At 65.2% G+C, this 16,796-nt stretch carries 15 protein-coding genes; 9 read left to right on the top strand and 6 right to left on the bottom strand.

The window, feature by feature from the left end; genetic code table 11:
- Nucleotides 1-15: 15 nt before the first annotated feature.
- On the bottom strand, nt 16-240 hold the full coding sequence (locus tag MKAN_RS14590) for a DUF2905 domain-containing protein (RefSeq protein WP_023369203.1): 225 nt from the start codon (nt 238-240) through the stop codon (nt 16-18).
- A 217-nt stretch (nt 241-457) separates the two neighbouring features.
- Between MKAN_RS14590 and MKAN_RS14585 the strand changes: the two genes are divergently transcribed.
- Nucleotides 458-862, top strand: a complete 405-nt coding sequence (locus tag MKAN_RS14585) for a nitroreductase family deazaflavin-dependent oxidoreductase (RefSeq protein WP_023369200.1) — start codon at nt 458-460, stop codon at nt 860-862.
- A gap of 78 nt (nt 863-940) precedes the next feature.
- Entirely contained in the window at nt 941-2,158 is a 1,218-nt protein-coding gene (locus tag MKAN_RS14580) for a GNAT family N-acetyltransferase (protein WP_023369198.1), read from the top strand.
- Between the two features lie 449 nt (nt 2,159-2,607).
- Here MKAN_RS14580 and MKAN_RS14570 read toward each other — a convergent pair whose 3' ends face one another.
- Complete coding sequence (locus MKAN_RS14570) at nt 2,608-3,525, bottom strand: universal stress protein (protein WP_036394859.1); 918 nt, start codon at nt 3,523-3,525, stop codon at nt 2,608-2,610.
- A gap of 343 nt (nt 3,526-3,868) precedes the next feature.
- Between MKAN_RS14570 and MKAN_RS14565 the strand changes: the two genes are divergently transcribed.
- Nucleotides 3,869-6,625: a cation-translocating P-type ATPase gene (locus MKAN_RS14565; RefSeq protein ID WP_023369192.1), complete on the top strand. Its 2,757-nt coding sequence runs from the start codon at nt 3,869-3,871 to the stop codon at nt 6,623-6,625.
- 248 nt (nt 6,626-6,873) lie between these two features.
- Here the strand turns inward: MKAN_RS14565 and MKAN_RS14560 are convergent, their stop codons facing one another.
- Nucleotides 6,874-7,590 carry a SagB/ThcOx family dehydrogenase gene (locus MKAN_RS14560; protein WP_023369190.1) on the bottom strand — a complete coding sequence of 239 codons (717 nt, stop codon included), beginning with the start codon at nt 7,588-7,590 and terminating at the stop codon, nt 6,874-6,876.
- A 569-nt stretch (nt 7,591-8,159) separates the two neighbouring features.
- On the opposite strand from MKAN_RS14560, the gene MKAN_RS14555 reads away from it, so the two are divergent.
- The 4 genes from MKAN_RS14555 to MKAN_RS14540 all read left to right on the top strand — a co-directional run bounded on the left by MKAN_RS14555 (nt 8,160) and on the right by MKAN_RS14540 (nt 12,097).
- Nucleotides 8,160-8,765 carry a TetR/AcrR family transcriptional regulator gene (locus MKAN_RS14555; RefSeq protein WP_023369188.1) on the top strand — a complete coding sequence of 202 codons (606 nt, stop codon included), beginning with the start codon at nt 8,160-8,162 and terminating at the stop codon, nt 8,763-8,765.
- Between the two features lie 27 nt (nt 8,766-8,792).
- Nucleotides 8,793-10,004 (top strand): acyl-CoA dehydrogenase family protein, encoded by a 1,212-nt coding sequence (locus MKAN_RS14550; protein WP_023369186.1) that lies wholly within the window; start codon nt 8,793-8,795, stop codon nt 10,002-10,004.
- A gap of 23 nt (nt 10,005-10,027) precedes the next feature.
- Nucleotides 10,028-11,221 (top strand): glycosyltransferase, encoded by a 1,194-nt coding sequence (locus tag MKAN_RS14545; RefSeq protein WP_023369184.1) that lies wholly within the window; start codon nt 10,028-10,030, stop codon nt 11,219-11,221.
- Nucleotides 11,222-11,428: 207 nt separating this feature from the next.
- Nucleotides 11,429-12,097 (top strand): CPBP family intramembrane glutamic endopeptidase, encoded by a 669-nt coding sequence (locus MKAN_RS14540; RefSeq protein WP_225722942.1) that lies wholly within the window; start codon nt 11,429-11,431, stop codon nt 12,095-12,097.
- Nucleotides 12,098-12,188: 91 nt separating this feature from the next.
- On the opposite strand, the gene MKAN_RS14535 is transcribed toward MKAN_RS14540, so the two are convergent.
- Nucleotides 12,189-12,908, bottom strand: coding sequence for an NUDIX hydrolase (locus MKAN_RS14535; RefSeq protein ID WP_023369181.1), 720 nt, complete (start codon nt 12,906-12,908; stop codon nt 12,189-12,191).
- Nucleotides 12,909-13,008: 100 nt separating this feature from the next.
- On the opposite strand from MKAN_RS14535, the gene MKAN_RS14530 reads away from it, so the two are divergent.
- The gene (locus MKAN_RS14530) at nt 13,009-13,923 is read left to right on the top strand and encodes a ribonuclease Z (protein ID WP_023369179.1); all 915 of its coding nucleotides are present in this window, start codon (nt 13,009-13,011) and stop codon (nt 13,921-13,923) included.
- Nucleotides 13,924-14,168: 245 nt separating this feature from the next.
- Here the strand turns inward: MKAN_RS14530 and MKAN_RS28795 are convergent, their stop codons facing one another.
- Nucleotides 14,169-14,813 (bottom strand): hypothetical protein, encoded by a 645-nt coding sequence (locus MKAN_RS28795; RefSeq protein ID WP_023369177.1) that lies wholly within the window; start codon nt 14,811-14,813, stop codon nt 14,169-14,171.
- A 204-nt stretch (nt 14,814-15,017) separates the two neighbouring features.
- Between MKAN_RS28795 and MKAN_RS14515 the strand changes: the two genes are divergently transcribed.
- Nucleotides 15,018-15,449 carry a hypothetical protein gene (locus tag MKAN_RS14515; protein WP_023369174.1) on the top strand — a complete coding sequence of 144 codons (432 nt, stop codon included), beginning with the start codon at nt 15,018-15,020 and terminating at the stop codon, nt 15,447-15,449.
- Here the strand turns inward: MKAN_RS14515 and MKAN_RS14510 are convergent.
- Entirely contained in the window at nt 15,446-16,609 is a 1,164-nt protein-coding gene (locus tag MKAN_RS14510; RefSeq protein ID WP_023369172.1) for an AAA family ATPase, read from the bottom strand. The genes MKAN_RS14515 and MKAN_RS14510 overlap by 4 nt on opposite strands.
- Nucleotides 16,610-16,796 lie beyond the last annotated feature (187 nt).

Genomic DNA, 16,796 nt, shown 5'->3' with positions numbered 1-16,796 from the left:
GCGGCCTGCCGGGCATCATCGGCGAAACAGGTGCAGCAGAATTGTCAGCACCACGCTGCCGACGATCGAGATGACCAGCATCGAGACCACCGGGACGTAGATGCGCACGTTTCCTCGCTCGATTCTGATGTCGCCGGGAAGCCGTCCGACCCACCAGAGTCCGCCGACCCACGTCAAGACACCCAGCACCGCGATGATGATTCCGGCCACCACGAGGAACGGACCTACGTTGCGGCCCATTGGACCTCCCACCCGATAAGTCAGTCGCCAGCGATCATAACCGCCCTTTTTGTTGGCTAGGGCTAGGCTAGGTACCCACTCACGTTGCGCGGCGTGGGACCAAAGGCCCTAGGCCGTCTGCGCCAGCAGACCTACCATGGGCAGACCTGAAGGCCCCACTGCGCGAGGATATTTCGTTCGCCGGTAATCGCTCCTCTGCCGAGAAAGAAGGCCGGTCATGGCGGTCCTTGATACCGTGCGAGTGTTCAACAAGCACGTGCTGAATCCGGCCATGATGCTGGTGGCTGGTCGAAAGTACTGGTACGCCAGCGTCATCGAACACATGGGGCGCCGCACCGGCAAGCGGTACGCCACACCCGTGGTGGCGGAACGAGTAACCGACGGCTTCATCATTCCGCTGCCCTACGGCACGCATACCGATTGGCTGCGAAATGTCTTGGCTGCGGGGCACGCCACCATCCGCGTTCATGGAGAAACATCTGAGGCTGTCGACCCGCAGATCATCGACCCAGCGACTGCGGCCGGGCAACTGGCCCCTCGTCAGAAGCGCGCCTTCGACCGATTCAATGTCAAGCACTATCTGAAAATGGTGCCCGCGGCCGTACCGCCGGCGCGGAAGTGATTCAGCTCGGTCGGGTTGGGCGCAGCGTCGGTATGGTCCGGCCGAGCTGCCGTCGAGGGCACCCGCCATGATGGCCGGGTGGGCATCGAGATCCGTGTTCTCGACAGTGAAGACGACCTCGTCGCGGCGGCTGGTATTTTCCGGGCCGCCATGGTCGGGTTGCCGCCCCCGCCGGACCTGCCGCCAGGCGAGCTCACCACGCTGTTCGAACCAGGCCGTACGGTGGGCGCTTTCGCCGGACGACAGCTGGTCGGCACTGCTGATGCCGTCACCTGCGGACTGACACTTCCCGGCGGAGCGGTCGTGCGGCATGCCGCCGTGACGCACATCGGGGTGCTGCCGTCGTTCACCCGTCGAGGTATCGCCACCGAGCTGATCCGTCATCAGCTGCACGACATCGCCACCCGGGGAGAAGTGGTCGCGACACTGCGCGCCTCTGAAGCGACAATCTATGAACGGTTCGGCTACGGCGTGGCGAGTTCATCGCAGAGCGTGGAGGTTCATACCCGGCGAGCCGCGCTACGTCCGGGCGTCGGAGCCGGCGGACCGGTGCGGCTGCTCGACACCGCGCAGGCATGGGACGTGCTGCCCCGAATCTACGCCGGGAACCGGTCGTCCCGGCCGGGAACGGTTGAGCGCGCACCGGTTTGGTGGCGGGGCCTGCGGCTGCGCGCCGAAGCATACTCTGGGCCTTGGTATATCGCGGTGCACGGTGAGCCGGGGGCGGAGTCTGGCTTCGTCCGCTACCGCCCCCTCGACACCGAAAGCTGGTTCGTCAGCGAACAACGCACCATCGCGGTCGAGGACTTCTTCGCCCCATCCACGGATGCCTATCTGGGCCTGCTGCGCTTTCTGCTGGGGCTGGATCTCATTGACCGCGTGGTGTTTTGGATGCTCCCGGTTGACGATCTGTTGCCGTGGTTGCTTGTCGACCGGCGGGCCGCGAAGGTCACCCGGATATACGACGAGACGTGGCTCCGCGTCGTCGACGCCTACCAGGCGCTTTCCGCACGCCGATATACGGGCGACGGTTCTGTCACCGTCGCGGTCAACGATCCACTCTTGCCGGGTAATTCGACCAGCTTCACCATCACCGGCGACGGCGCCGAACCGACTCGGCGGCGTCCGCAGCTACACATCGGCGTCCACGGGCTTGCCGCCGTTTTACTCGGCGGCACCACCTGGCGCAGCCTCGCCGTGGCCGGACTGGTCCGAGCCGACGATGCAGCCGCACTCGCCACGGCGGATCGGCTGTTCGCGGTGCCGGAGACACCGCATGCCGGATTCTTTTTCTGAGGCGCCGACGGGGCGTCTTGGGTTTTGCCGCCGATGAACTGACGCGCCAGCGCTCGCCGCGTAGTCCCCCGGGGTGGACACGGCTGGCGGCATCGTTCATTGTCAGCCGATCGCCCTGCTACTCCACCGACTCGGCCGCAGCCAGCTGCCCGACACGCTTTGGGTTCGTAAATCAGCTTTCAGTAGGGCCGGCACCACGAAGCTCGTCGAGTTCGCGCCGGATACGCGCGACTTCTGCCTCGAGTTCGCTTAGATAGTCGGCCAATTCCTCAGCGTCTGGCTGTCGACGTCGGCGCCGCCGATATGGTTCGGGCGGTTCGTAGTAGAAGCTGGCAGGCGGCCCATACGCCGCCGAAGGCGCATAAGGGTAGCCATGGCAATGCCAGGGGCCGTGTCCGCAGCAACAGCTCATCATCATCTCCCTTCGCAAGTTCCACTTCGGCTCGGCCTCAATGGGTTTGAGGTCTGCGGGCGATGATCACCGGAATCTGTGCCGAGTTGACGACCGCCCTGCTGACCGAGCCGAGCAGCATGCCGGGGAACCCGCCGCGGCCATGGCTGCCCACCACCAATAGCTGAGCGGTCTTTGCTTGTTCGAGCAGACGGGGGGCCGGTCGATCGCACACCACTACCTTGCGCACGACCACGTCGGGATAACGTTCTTGCCATCCAGAAAGACGCTCGGCCAGGACTTCTTTCTCCTGGTCCTCGATGTTGCGCCACTCAATGGGCGCCCAGTTGGTACTCGGGAAGTCGAGCGGGCCCATATCACTCCAGGCATGCAGTGCCACCAATTCCACACCACGGCGCGATGCCTCATCGAATGCGATATCGGTGGCCAACTCAGAGGTCGGTGAGCCGTCGATGCCCACCACCACAGCCGCCTGCGGCGAGCGCGCCTCGAGCACGTCCTCGTCGTGGATCACGGCGACCGGGCAGTGGGCGTGGTGGGCTAGTCCGGAGCTAACCGATCCCAACAGCGCGCCGGCCACACCGTCGTGGCCGCGGCAGCCGACTACGACCATGTCGGCGCTCTTGGACAGGTCAACCAGGGCGGGCACAATTGCGGCGTGCAGCACCTCGCTGGTGACATGCGGGGCGCGGCTTGTCGAGGTGGCCTCGGCGACGACCTTGCCGGCCTGTTCGATGATTTCGCGCGCGCGTTCTTCTTGCCAATCCGCATAGTTGGCGATTATCGGGAGGCCTGACCACCCCTCCGAGGTAGCCATAGGAGCGATGACATGCACCAAATGAATTGGCACGTTGCGCATCTCAGCATCCCTTGCCGCCCATTGGACCGCCGCTGTGGACGATGGCGAGCCATCGATACCAACCACAATTCCGGGGTGGATGTGCGAATCTGGCATGAGGACCTCCCTGATCGGACCCATAACTACGGCACGTCGTGGGCAAGCGTGTCGTCCCGGTGCTGCTTACGTTAGGCAACCATCGCGGTCGGGACAGGAGGCATTGGTCCCTAACTCATCGGGCACTGGCGCCCCGGTCTGGACCAGAGACGGCCCGACAGGGTCACACTGTGATCAATGCTTGGCCCGTGAGGCACTCGCCAGCCCGCTTGCCATAGGACCGGCACCGGGGGCCATCGTCGGCACACCGGACCGCCCTGACGGCCGGGCATCGGCGTCGTCGCTACGCTGTGTGACCTTTGCCTCCTGACGGTGCGGCGTCTGCGATGTCACGCTCGAAATGATGGGCCCAGCATTGGTTTCAACCGAGTTATTGCCGCAGCATCCGCATGCCTCGCCGGTCGCAGATGTTGCCGGTGAATTGGGTGTCGACATCGAGGTCGGCCTCGATGAGACCGCGGTCGAGCGACGCCGACGACTGTTCGGCCCTAATCTCCTGGCGACGCGTCGGCCGGTCTCCAACTTCATGCTGCTGGTTCGCCAGTTCGCAAGCCCCGTGGTGGCCTTGCTGGCAACGGCGATGGTCGTTTCATTTTCTTTCGGTGAATGGCAACAGGCGATTGCGATCGCCATCGTGCTGTTGATCAACACGGCGATCGGCTACGCGACGGAGCGCAGGGCAGTGCGCTCGATGGAGGCGTTGCGAGCGCTGGGCGGGCGCAGCGCTCGGGTACGCAGAGACGGCCGGTCCATGGTGATCAACGCCGATGCGTTGGTGCCCGGCGACGTCGTGCTCCTGGAGGCGGGTGACGTCGTGTCCGCCGACCTACGTTGCGCGGACAGCGCCGGGCTGAGCGTCGATGAGTCGGCACTGACCGGTGAGTCGGTGCCGGTTCACAAGACCGCGGAGCCGGACCCGGAAGCGGCAGCCCTTTATGAGCGCGCCGCGATGCTGTTCAAGGGCACTCATGTGGTCGGCGGCAACGGCGAAGGCATCGTGGTGGGCACCGGGCTGACCACCGAGCTTGGCCGCATCACCCGGCTGGTCGAAGAGGCCCATCAGGGCAGGTCGCCGTTGGAAGATCACCTGGCGCGCCTGTCGCGCCAGCTCATCTTGCTGACCTTGGTATTAGCGTCCGTCGTGGCGGCGGCAGGACTGCTCAACGGCAAGCCGGCGCTGCTGATGATCGAGACCTCGATCGCACTTGCGGTGGCGGCGATCCCGGAAGGCCTGCCGATCGTGGCCACGCTTGCTCTTGCCCGCGGAATGCTGCGCATGGCGCGACAAAGCGCACTGGTGGAGAACCTCTCGGCGGTGGAGACGCTGGGCTCGACCACGGTGGTCCTTACCGACAAGACCGGCACATTGACCGAAAATCGTATGGCCGTTGACGGCGTCGTCACCGTCACCGGTGGGTTCGATTTCGACTACCAGGCCAACACCGTGCTCGCCAGGGGTTTGCCCATCGACCCCTCTGCCGACGCGGACCTCATGCGTGTGTTGTTGGTTGGGGTGTTGTGCGGAAACGCTGACTACGACGTCGAAACCAAGGTCGGCAACGGTGATCCGATGGAGGTCGCGCTGTTACAGGCCGGTGCGCTCGCCGGGTTGAGTCGCGGCGATCAGTTGACCCGGTACCCGGAGGTCGCCGAGTACCCGTTCGACCCCGCTACCAAATGGATGGCGACCGTGCATCGTGATCACGACGAGTATTTTGCTGCGATGAAGGGGGCGCCCGAAGTGGTGCTGGCGCTGGCGGATCGCATCGGTGTCGCGGCGGAGCCGTTCGACGACGACCGCAAGGCGCACTGGCTGGACGTGGCCCGGGAACTGGCGACTGACGGCCTACGTGTGCTGGGGCTCGCCAAGCATGCGTGCGTGGATCCGCAGCAACTCTTCGGCAGCGGGATGGTGTTTGTCGGGTTGGTGGCATTTCGTGACCCGCCGCGGGATGACATCGCCAGCGCGGTAGGCGCGCTGCGCCGAGCGGGCATTGGCGTCGTCATGGCCACGGGTGACCATCCCAGCACGGCGGTGGCCGTCGCAAGGGCGGTCGGCATCGCAGCGACTGACGCTGTCGTCACGACCGGTGACGAGCTGTCTCACCTGAAGGACGCGCCCGAGTCGGTGCCCATAGCGCGCACGCAGGTTTTTGCCCGGGTGAGCCCGCGCCAGAAACTTGACCTCATTGACCTCTTCCAACGCGACGGCCAAGTTGTGGCCATGATCGGTGACGGCGTCAACGACGCACCGGCCCTGATGAAGGCCGACATCGGCGTCGCGATGGGTAAGCGAGGCACCGAGGTGGCGCGCGATGCGGCCGACATGGTGCTGCTCGATGACCGATTCCCGACGATCGTGATCGCCGCGCGCGAGGGCAGAGTCATCTTCGACAATATCCGCCGCTTCGCGGTCTATCTGCTCTCCTGCAATCTGGCCGAGGTGCTGGTGGTGGCGCTCGCCGTGGTCGGCGGGCTGCCGTTGCCGCTGTTGCCCCTGCAGATCTTGTTCCTCAACCTGGTGACCGACGTGTTTCCGGCATTCGCGTTGGCCACCGGCGAAGGAGAGGGCGATGTGCTCGACCAACCGCCGCGACGCCCGAAAGAGCCGATCATTTCGGCCAGTTTGTGGCGCATGATGGCGGGCTATGGAGTGGCGATCGCGGTAAGCACCCTGTTGGCGCTCGTGGCTGCCCGGTATGGCCTTGAATACGACACCGCGACAACCACAACGGTGTCGTTTGTGACCATCGCGCTGGCCCAGTTATGGCATGTTTTCAACATGCGCGGGCCCCGCAGCGCGGTGTTGTGCAACGCTGTCACACGCAACCGGCTGGTCTGGTGTGCACTGGCGATCTGCCTGGGGCTGATCGCGGCCGCCTTCACCATCCCCGTGTTAGCCAAGGCGCTGCAGATACAGGCGCTCGGTATCCAAGGATGGGCGCTGGCCCTCGGATGCAGCGTGCTGCCCCTCGCGGCAGGACAGATATGGCTCGCAGTCCGCGGGCGCAGGGGCGACCTTCAATGCCCCAGGGCTGCATCACCTCTGACGTCGGCTTCGCCCCAACTGGCGGGCGCTTCGAAATCGACGTCCGAGTGATCCTCGAAATCGGCAATGGGCTCATGAACCGGATACGTCTCGGGGTTCTTCGTCCATCGTGCGGCCGCGCAAGGTAAGCGTGCGGCCGGGTGCAGCGCCGTGCGGCCGGGTGCAGCGGCTGCGAATGAAGCTGCACCGATACCTCCCGAAGTTCAACGGTCCGCCGGCGTGCGGGGCTTCGGTAACTGCGGAATTCTATTCTTCCTGCGGAAGCTTCGCCGCCGCTGGTGAAGTGGTAGCTGTCTTCTTTACTGCAGAGCGCGCCGTATGCCCACTGGCATCAAGCACAACGCTTGCTCATCCTCCGCCAAGCCGAGGATTGCGTTTACCCGGTCGTCCAAGAATGCGCCGATAAAGACGGTTCCCAGCTCCATCGCGGTAGCCTGCAGGTACACATTTTGGGCGGCGCTCCCCACCTCCATGTGTACGTAGCGCGGCGCTCGATCACCGTATTTGACCTGTGTGCGCTGGTAGACCGCGGCGAAAACAATCACAATCGGTGCCTGCCGGATCGGGTCTTGCTTCAAAGCAGCCAGGTAGAGGTCGTCCCGCTGATCCTGGTTGGACACCCCCACCAATTGGTGTCCGGATGGCAGGTACTTATAGGTGCCAGTTCTGAGGCCCTTCACTGCGCCAGCCAGCAGATAAATTTCCAGCGGATGCAGCCCTCCGGCTGAAGGCGCTGTTCGGTAACCGTTTTCGTGCGTGATGCCCTGGGCCGCCCACAACAATTGCGAGACTTCGTCAAGTGACAGCGGTGCGTCTGCATATTCCCGCACCGACCGGCGACTTTGCATGGCTGATTCCAACGAGACCGGGCTGTCGAGGCGCACGGGCGGCAACTGAAGATGCTCGCCAATATGTTGCCGCGGCTGACCAACTTCGCTACTGCCGATCAAATAATATGTCGCCGATATAATCGATGCGATCAGGGTAATTCCGACCGCTAAACGCCATTTAGTCATAATCGCCGATCCTAATAGGTCGTCTAGCTGCGGCAGGTGCCGTTAAGATATCCGGACCGCGACCATAACTTGTTGTCATGATATTACCTGCTCCGCTCACCTGAAAGGTGTTGCGACCAAACCAGTTCCACCGCATTCATTTTCGTAAACCATTCTTCTCCACCGACATATGTTTGGCGAAGAGTGACAGTGCTAGCGAAGTCAGCGCCACGCCGCACAACGCAGCAGCCCAGATCTGCAGGATCGCTCGCCGGGCATCCGGCTACCGGGGCCTTCGACCGGCAACACCCAACTCCGCTTTTCATGGAATTCTCCGCACGACAGAGGCGATCATGGGCCACTCGTTCGCCCTGGGACAGGGTCGTTGGTCACCGGCGACGAGGCCGATAGCCCGCCTGTGGATGGCTCCGCGAGACCGCGATGATGGCCGGGACCGGCAACAGATTGATGGGCTGAATCGGCGCTGGATTGGTGCTCCAGATCTTCTCCCGGTGCGCCGCCGCAAGGCGGCGTCGGTTCGGGCGACGGGGCCGCTTGCCAGACCGCAGGTGAGTGAGTACTCTCTCACTATGCCCGTATCGGGACGCGACCGTTTGCTGTCGGCCGCACTGAAGCTATTTGCCGCCAAGGGATACGCGGCCACGTCAGTTGCCGATATCCAGCGGGCGTCCGGGCTGGCGCCCGGATCGGGCGCGCTCTACAAGCACTTCGGCTCCAAGCGTGAACTGCTCGAGGCCGCGGTAGCGCACCGTATCGACAGCATCGTGGCCGCGCGGGAGCAGTACGACGCGGGGCAACCGGACAGCGTCGAGCAGGCGGTGCGCACTGCTGGCCGGTTGATCTGGAACAACCTGAAACACAGCGAAGACCTACTCAAAGTCATGCTGCGCGAGCCCGATGCGCTCGGTGATCTCGACGAAAAGACCTGGCAAGTCATCACTGACAATGCCTATCAGCGGTTCGCCGACGAACTGGTCGCGTCCAACCGTTCCGGGCGCACCCGGATACCCGACCCGGAAGCGGCGGCCGCCGTCGCAATCGCGTCCTTGTCCCACGCCGCCACGCTGCAGGCATTGACCGGCCGAACCCCCGGAAACATCGATGACAATCGGTATTTCGAGGCATGGGTCAACCAGACGGTAAGCGTCCTCGCGCAGTATGCCGATACCCGTTGAGCACCAAACTATTTCAGGAGTAGAGCCATGACATTCTCACTGCAACTGAGCGACGACGTGATACAGGTGCGCGACTGGGTGCACGAGTTCGCGACCGAAGTGATCCGCCCGGCCGCCTCCGAGTGGGACGAACGGGAAGAGACTCCGTGGCCGGTCATCCAGGAGGCGGCCAAGGTCGGCCTGTACTCCCCCGACTTCTTCGGGCAGCAGGCAGCGGAGCCGACGGGGCTGGGCATGCTGACCGCATTCGAGGAGATGTTCTGGGGCGACGCCGGCATCGCGCTGTCGATCATGGGCACCGGCCTGGCCGCAGCAGCCCTGGCCGCCAACGGAACTCCGGAGCAACTGGGTCGCTGGCTGCCCGAGATGTTCGGCACAGCCGACGATCCCAAGCTGGGCGCGTTCTGCTCTTCGGAACCCGACGCGGGGTCTGACGTCGGCGCCATCCGCACCCGCGCACGCTACGACGAGGCGGCCGCTGAGTGGGTGCTCAACGGCACCAAGACCTGGGCCACCAACGGCGGTATCGCCAACGTACACATCGTGGTTGCGTCGGTCTATCCGGAACTCGGCACCCGCGGCCAGGCCACGTTCATCATCCCGCCGGGCACTAAAGGTCTTGCCCAGGGACAGAAGTTCAAGAAGCACGGCATCCGCGCTTCGCACACCGCCGAGGTGACGCTCGACGACGTGCGGCTACCCGCAGACTTGATTCTCGGCGGCCGGGAAAAATTTGAGGCGCGAATCGCCCGGGCGAAGTCCGGCGCCTCGGTGGGCGGCCAGGCAGCGATGAAGACCTTCGAACGCACCCGGCCCACGGTGGGAGCAATGGCGGTGGGCGTGGCCCGCGCCGCCTACGAGTACGCTCTCGAATACGCCTGCCAGCGCGAGCAATTCGGCCGTAAGATCGGCGAATTCCAAGCAGTGGCATTCAAGTTGGCGGACATGAAAAGTCGGATCGACGCGGCCCGGCTGCTGGTGTGGCGGGCCGGCTGGATGGCGCGCAACAACCAGAGTTTCGATTCGGCGGAGGGCTCGATGGCCAAGCTGGTGGCCAGCGAGACCGCCGTATATGTCACCGATGAGGCCATCCAGATCCTGGGCGGCAACGGGTATACCCGTGACTACCCGGTCGAGCGGATGCACCGTGACGCCAAGATTTTCACCATCTTCGAAGGGACCAGCGAGATTCAGCGCCTGGTGATCTCGCGTGCGCTGACCGGATTGCCCATCCGATAGCCGCCACACATTAGGTATCCGCAATGAAGGTCGTGGTGGCAGGCTATGGCAGCCGCGGCGATATCGAACCCTGCACGGCCGTAGCTCGCGAACTGCTGCGGCGCGGTCACGACGTCTGTATGGCGGTGCCGCCCAACATGCTGGGCTTTGTCGAATCAGCGGGTCTCGCCGGCGTCGCCTATGGGCCGGACTCGCGCGAACAGATGAACCCCGCCATGGATCTGGTCCGCGACTTCGTGGCCCAGACCCGCAATCCGATCGGCCTGCTGTCTCAAGTGATCGAGCATGTCAGCCGGGTCAACGCGGATAAGAGTGCGGTTCTGATGTCACTGGCGGCTGGGGCCGATCTGCTGCTGGCCAGCTTCAACGAACAACGTCTGGCCGCCAACATCGCTGAATACCACGGTATTCCGGCGGCAGCGCTGCACTTCTTCCCGGCACGTCTGTGGGCTTCCGGCGGGATGTCGCCGCTTATCACCGCCGCGGTCGACGAAGCCCAACGGCATTCATTGGGGCTACCGACACCCGAACCCGACGAACCACCACCGATGCTGGAGATCCAGGCCTACGAGGAACTCTGCCTGCCCGGACCCGCAGCCGATTGGCTTGCACCGCATGGGTGGCAGCCCTTCGTCGGCGCGCTGACACTGCAGTTGCCGACGGGTGCCGACGACGAGGTCTTGTCTTGGATGGCTGCGGGGACACCACCCATCTACTTCGGCTTCGGCAGCACACCTATCGAACGCCCCGCCGACACGGTTGCCATGATCAGTGCCGCCTGTGCCGAACTAGGTGAGCGGGCACTGATTTGCAGCGGTGTCAACGACTTCCGCGGCATCGCCCATGCCGGCCACCTGAAGATTGTAGACGCGGTGAATCATGCGGCCGTCTTTCCGGGCTGCCGCGCAGTCGTTCACCATGGCGGTGCCGGCACCACGGCCGCGGGGATGCGGGCCGGAATCCCCACGTTGATCCTGTGGCTCTGGCTCGACCAGCCGGTCTGGGCAGTCGGGGTCAATCAGCTGGGAATCGGTGTGGGACGAGCGTTTTCGGCCACTACCCAAGACACTCTGGTCGCAGACCTGCGTTCCATCCTCACTCCGCAATGTCTCGCTCGGGCGCGGGAGGTCGCTGCGCAACTGATCACACCGGCGAAAAGCATTGCCCTGGCCGCTGATCTGCTCGAAGATACCGCCCGGCGGGGAAGTACCGAGTAATTGCCGGTGCGTTCGACCCGCATATCTTGTGCGAAGCGCGATGCTTGGCGTGACGGCGGACCAGCTGCCCGTCCAGGTCGTGACGTGCCGGCACTGGCGTGACGCGGTAGCGTCACGGCCGTGGAAACAGATCGCGTCGATGAGACGGCCGCGCCCGGGCCGTCAGGGTTTTCGGCGCCGGTTCCCGATTCGGTACCTCGCTGGGGTTTGGGCGCCTTCTTGCTGGTGGGGCTGGTCCACTTCCTGGCCTCAGCCGCATTCGCCGTCGTGCTCGGCGGTAGGGGCCCGTTGTCTGCCGGAATGCTTGCACTGGCGGTGGGAGCCCCGACCGTGCTCGCGGCCGGGCTGGCCGTGCTCATCACGACGCTGCGTGGCAACGGTCCCCGCACCGACCTGAAGCTGCACTGGTCATGGCACGGTGTGGGGCTGGGATTGCTGTTCGGTTTCGGCGGGCTGTTCGTCACGGTGCCCGCCTCGGTGCTCTACGCCAAGGTCGCCGGGCCAGGCGCGAAATCCGCTGTCGCCAGCGTCTTCGGTGGCGTCCAGGCTTCCTGGCCATGGGCGGTGGCCGTGTTTGCGCTTGTGGTGTTCGTCGGGCCGCTGGGCGAGGAGATCATCTTTCGGGGGCTGCTATGGGGAGCGGTGGATCGGCGCCGGGGGCCGTGGGCTGCGCTGGCGGTAACCACCGTGGTGTTCGCGCTGGCTCATCTCGAGTTGACCCGGGCTCCGCTATTGGTGGTGGTGGCGATCCCCATCGCGCTTGCGCGGTTGTACTCCGGTGGCCTGTTGGCCAGCATCGTCGCGCACCAGGTGACCAACCTGTTGCCGGGCATAATATTGATGCTTGCCGTGGCTGGCGTCATGCCGATGCCGTGAGGCAGACCCCGGCTCGCAATCCCGGGGCCGCGACGCAGTTCAGGTGAAGAGCGCGCCGAAGCCGTGCTGCCGCCGATCGCCGGCGTGCTGCCTACTTCCAGGCGAATACCGGTTGCTCAAACTCGTCGACCGGATCGGGGCGGCCTTCCAGGCACAGCCACCGCAGTTGCAGCAGCACCGCGCCCGTGGGCGCGTGGATCAGGTGGTTGCCCAACGGGATTTGCACGACCGGCCGCGGGCTCTCCGGGATGGCGATGAATCGCGGCGAGTCGTCGCGCTGCAGTTGGTGAAGCCCCACGCGGTACACCGCCATCACCTCGTCGGGTGCGGGGCGGGGCTGCAGCCGCCCGCCACCCCAGATCACCACCGGGGTGATGACATATCCGGACCGCGTCGGGTAGTCGTCGAGCAGGCCGAGCACCGCCGAGTCGGACAATCGGATGCCGACCTCTTCGTCGAGTTCCCGCAGTGCGGCATCGACCACGCTTTCCCCCCGATCCACCCGGCCTCCGGGCAGCGCCCACTGCGCGGCGTGCGAAGTGAGGCGAGATGCTCTGCGGCACAGGAGAAAAGCGGCACCGCCAGACGCATTTACCAGACGGCTGTCGAGGCCTGACTCGGGCGGTGGCCGGCCGGCGATCCCCACGTCCACCGGCACCGTATCAACCCCGTCCTCGCCGACCTCGGAGTCGACCAGCACCACCGCGACGGCAGCGCGCCGCTTGGTCGGGTCGGTCACCGCGCGGCGGACGTGGCCGGCCAAGTGTGCCCGGATCTGCTCCCGTAGCGCGTCGTCGTAGCTGATCGTCACGGCTCGACGATAGGACGAAGCCTACGGATGTCACCAGCTTCTGCCGACGGCGCCGGACTGTGGCGGGGACGGAATTCTTCGCGGGCCGTAGTCTCGGACTGTGTCAGTCCGGGAACTGATTGTGCTCGGCACCTCAAGTCAGGTGCCTACTCGGCACCGCAATCACAACGGGTACCTGCTGCGCTGGGACGAGGAGCGGCTGCTGTTCGACCCCGGCGAGGGGACCCAACGGCAAATGCTGTTCGCCGGTGTGCCCCTCACCGCCGTGACACGGCTATGTATTACGCATTTTCACGGCGACCACTGCCTGGGTGTGCCCGGCGTGGTGCAACGGCTGTCGCTGGACGACGCACAACACCGGGTGCACGCCTACTTCCCGGCCTCGGGGCGACAATTCTTCGCGCGGCTGCACCACGCCTGCATTTTCCACGACCGCGCCAACGTGCACGCGGAGCCGGTTGCCGCTGACGGCCCGGTGGCGACGGGAGCATTCGGAGTCTTGGAAGCACGAAAGCTCGATCATTCCGTCGACGCGATCGGCTACCGCCTGATCGAGCCCGACGGCCGACGGTTCGTGCCCGAACTGCTGGCGCGCTTTGGCATCGCAGGGCCCGCGGTGGGCGAGTTGCACCGGGCCGGGTCGGTCCAAATCGACGGGCGCACTGTCGATTTGTCAGAAGTCAGCGAGGCACGCCGTGGCCAGCGATTCGCCTTCGTCATGGATACCCGGTTGTGCGACGCGGTCTACGCTCTGGCTGAGGGCGTGGACCTATTGGTGATCGAGGCGACGTTCCTGAGCGAGGACTCAGACTTGGCCGCACATTACGGGCATCTGACCGCGCGGCAGGCGGCGCGGGTGGCAGCAGAGTGCGGGGTCCGGCGGCTGGTGCTGACGCACTTCTCCCAGCGATACACCGACGCCCGGTGTTACCGCGACGAGGCGGCTGAGGTTTTCGACGGCGACCTGGTCATCGCGGAGGACCTGGCTCGGATACCGGTCCCCCAGCGGCGGTAGGTGCGGCGAGAACGGGAACGCGCGCTGCTGCTCAATGCGGTGGTAGGGCATCCGGTTGTCGCCTAGGCCTAGCGAAGAACCCGGAGGCTACCTCTCCCAGTCGATCGCTGTGGTCACGATACGGCCGGCTTCAGCCGCCGTCGCCAGTCCAACGTCACCATGTGCAGGTGCCGAAGGTCCCGAGCGGCACCGGAGCGCGAATAGGCGTGGACTTCGGCAGCGGGCAGACAAGCACGAAGGTTGCATCAGCCGCCGTGCGGGACGACCGTGAACGACGTCGAGCCGGTCACCGCGGATCCGCCCCCAGGAGGAGTAACCATCACCGAGACCACATAGGTACCGGGCATCATTATTTGAAGGTCAGGGCTCACCCGACCGGTGCAGTCGCTGCTGCGACGGTGCTGGGGATAGGCACCCGGGCCGCTGATATCCGCCGACACGTTGCAGTTCGATGAACCGACCTGCCCGCCGGGGCCTTGCGATGACCACCGAAACGTCATGTAGGGCGGGTTGATGCTGGACGGTGTGGTGGGCTGCAGCTCGAATACCTCGCCCTTTCTCAATATCAGTCCATTGCCGGAGTCGACGGACACATACACCGAGTCGATGGCGGTCGACGGCGTAGTCGCCGGTACGGGTAGGTCTCGCGGCGGCGCTGTCGGCGGAGAATCCGTCTGCGTGGGGTTGTAGCTCGGCACCCGGTAGCCCGGCGGCGCTGGGGCCGTCTGCGCCGGCGGCGTGATGCCGGCGCCGACCGACGAACCCGCGCCGGAAGCGTTGTTGGCGCCACCGCCCGCTTGCCGCGGAAACCACCATGCCAAGAAGGCCACCAGCACGCCGGCGACAGCGACCCCGACCCCGATAATCGTCCAGCGCTCAGTGCGACTCATTTCCCCCACCTTTTCCGCCCCAGCCGCAATTCTGGCACAACCGGCACGCATGAAGGTCAGCTACGACAGGCGCATAGCAGGTGGGTGCCCACGCTTGCGAAGGTCAAGATGGCGCCGTGACCGCGGCCGCTGAGCAGTGATCGGTATCGCTGCGTACCTCAATTCCGCTCTCAATTCCGCCTGGGTAACTGCGAAGATGGGCGCATGGCAATTCCCTGGGACTCGGCGGTCAACGACACCGACACCATCATCGGTTCGCTGGCCAGTAGCGACAGCGTGGCGGTCGCGGGCTCCATCGCGACCGCCGGTAGCGCCGCCGTCGCCGGGTCGGCGGCAACCGCGGGCAGTGTCGCGGTAGCGGGTTCGGTCGCCACCGCGGGTAGTGTCGCGGTCGCCGGGTCGGCGGCCATCGCGGGCAGTGTCGCAGTGATTGCCAGCGCGCTGAGTGTGTTGTGCATAGCGGTCCGGGAATGCGTGGCATGCCTGGCATGCATCGCCTGCGCCCGGTGCGTGGCCTGTGTCGGATGTGTGCGTTGTACCGACTGTGTCGGCTGCGTCGGCTGCGTGAACTGCTCCGGCCTGCGCAATGCCAAGGGCGCCAGAAACATTCACGTGCAGGCCAGCGCTCGAAGCTAGCGCGGCGGCCAATGCCATGGCGGTTGGTCGAGCAGGCGCTGGCCGGCAATGCGGGTCTCACCGAGTTCTTTGGTCAGACGGACGGTGTGCACGTCCGAGGCCTGTTGCAGGGTCGCGACAAGCGGCTCGGAGTGGGTGACGACGACAATTTGGCTGTGCTCGGATGCTGTGGCGATCAACGATGCCAAGGCGGGCAACAACTCAGGGTGCAAGCTGGTCTCGGGTTCGTTGAGCACCAGCAGCTGGGGTGGACGTGGTGTCAGCAGGGCCGCGGCCCAAAGCAGATATCGCAGTGTGCCGTCGGACAACTCGGCGGCGCCCAGTGGCCGCAGCATCCCGGGCTGGTGCAGCACGAGTTCGAAGCGGCCGTCGGCGTTGCGGATATCGACACTGCTACCCGGAAACGCGCCCTCGATGGCTTCACTGAGCGCCTCATCGTCGCCAATCTCTCGAATCGTTTGCAAGGCCGCGGCCAGATCCGCGCCGTCGTGACCCAATACCGGTGTGCGCGTGCCGATTCGGGGCTGCCGCGCGGGCGCGTCGGTGTCGGTGCGCAGATGGTCGTAAAACCGCCAGTTGCGCATCCGCTCGCGCAGCCGCATCAATTCCGGCGCACGCACCGGGTCGGCCAGCTCACTGAGCATCGAGTCGAACGGCCGCAGCACGTCGGCGATCACGTGCCAGCCACCGTCACCGTCTCGCACCCGTGCGGTCGGGCCACCACGCTGTGCTATCACCGTGGCGGGCCGCCACACCGGGCCGACCCACAGCGCCTCGACCTTGACCTCCGGATCGAGCCCGAACTCGGTGCGCGTGGCAATGGGCAGTCCGAGGTCCAGGGCATAGCCGAATTCGTCACCGGCAAAGCCCAGCTTCAGGCTGACCGACTCCGTTCGCACCGTGCCCTGAACCCGATGCCGCCCCTGGCGCACTGACCTACCGATCACCGCCGGCCCGGCCCATATCGTTGAGCTCAGCCCGCCTTCGCGGGCCAGCGCAGCCACCGCGCCGTTGCGGGCCGAGTCCGCCAGCAGGCGCAACGCTCGATACAGGTTGGACTTGCCGGTGCCGTTGGCCCCGGTTACGACGTTGAGCTGGCGTAACGGAACGACCAGCTGGCGCAGCGAGCGGTAATTCTCCACGGCGACCGTACCCAGCACCTGGCCACGCTAATCCAACGTCCACACCATCTCACGGATAGGTCCCCGTTGCGCTCGTTGCGCGCGTCGACCAACCACCGCTTGCTGAACGGGCGCCTTCTTCGGCGTTTCCCGGTCCACGACCGCACCCATGTCAAGCGGTGAACTGCCGGTCGATTCTCACCTGAGGCCATCGCGGATCTGCCTT

It is taken from the genome of Mycobacterium kansasii ATCC 12478 (genome assembly GCF_000157895.3).
Taxonomy (GTDB): domain Bacteria; phylum Actinomycetota; class Actinomycetes; order Mycobacteriales; family Mycobacteriaceae; genus Mycobacterium; species Mycobacterium kansasii.
This window is presented reverse-complemented; position numbering and strand designations above follow the sequence as displayed.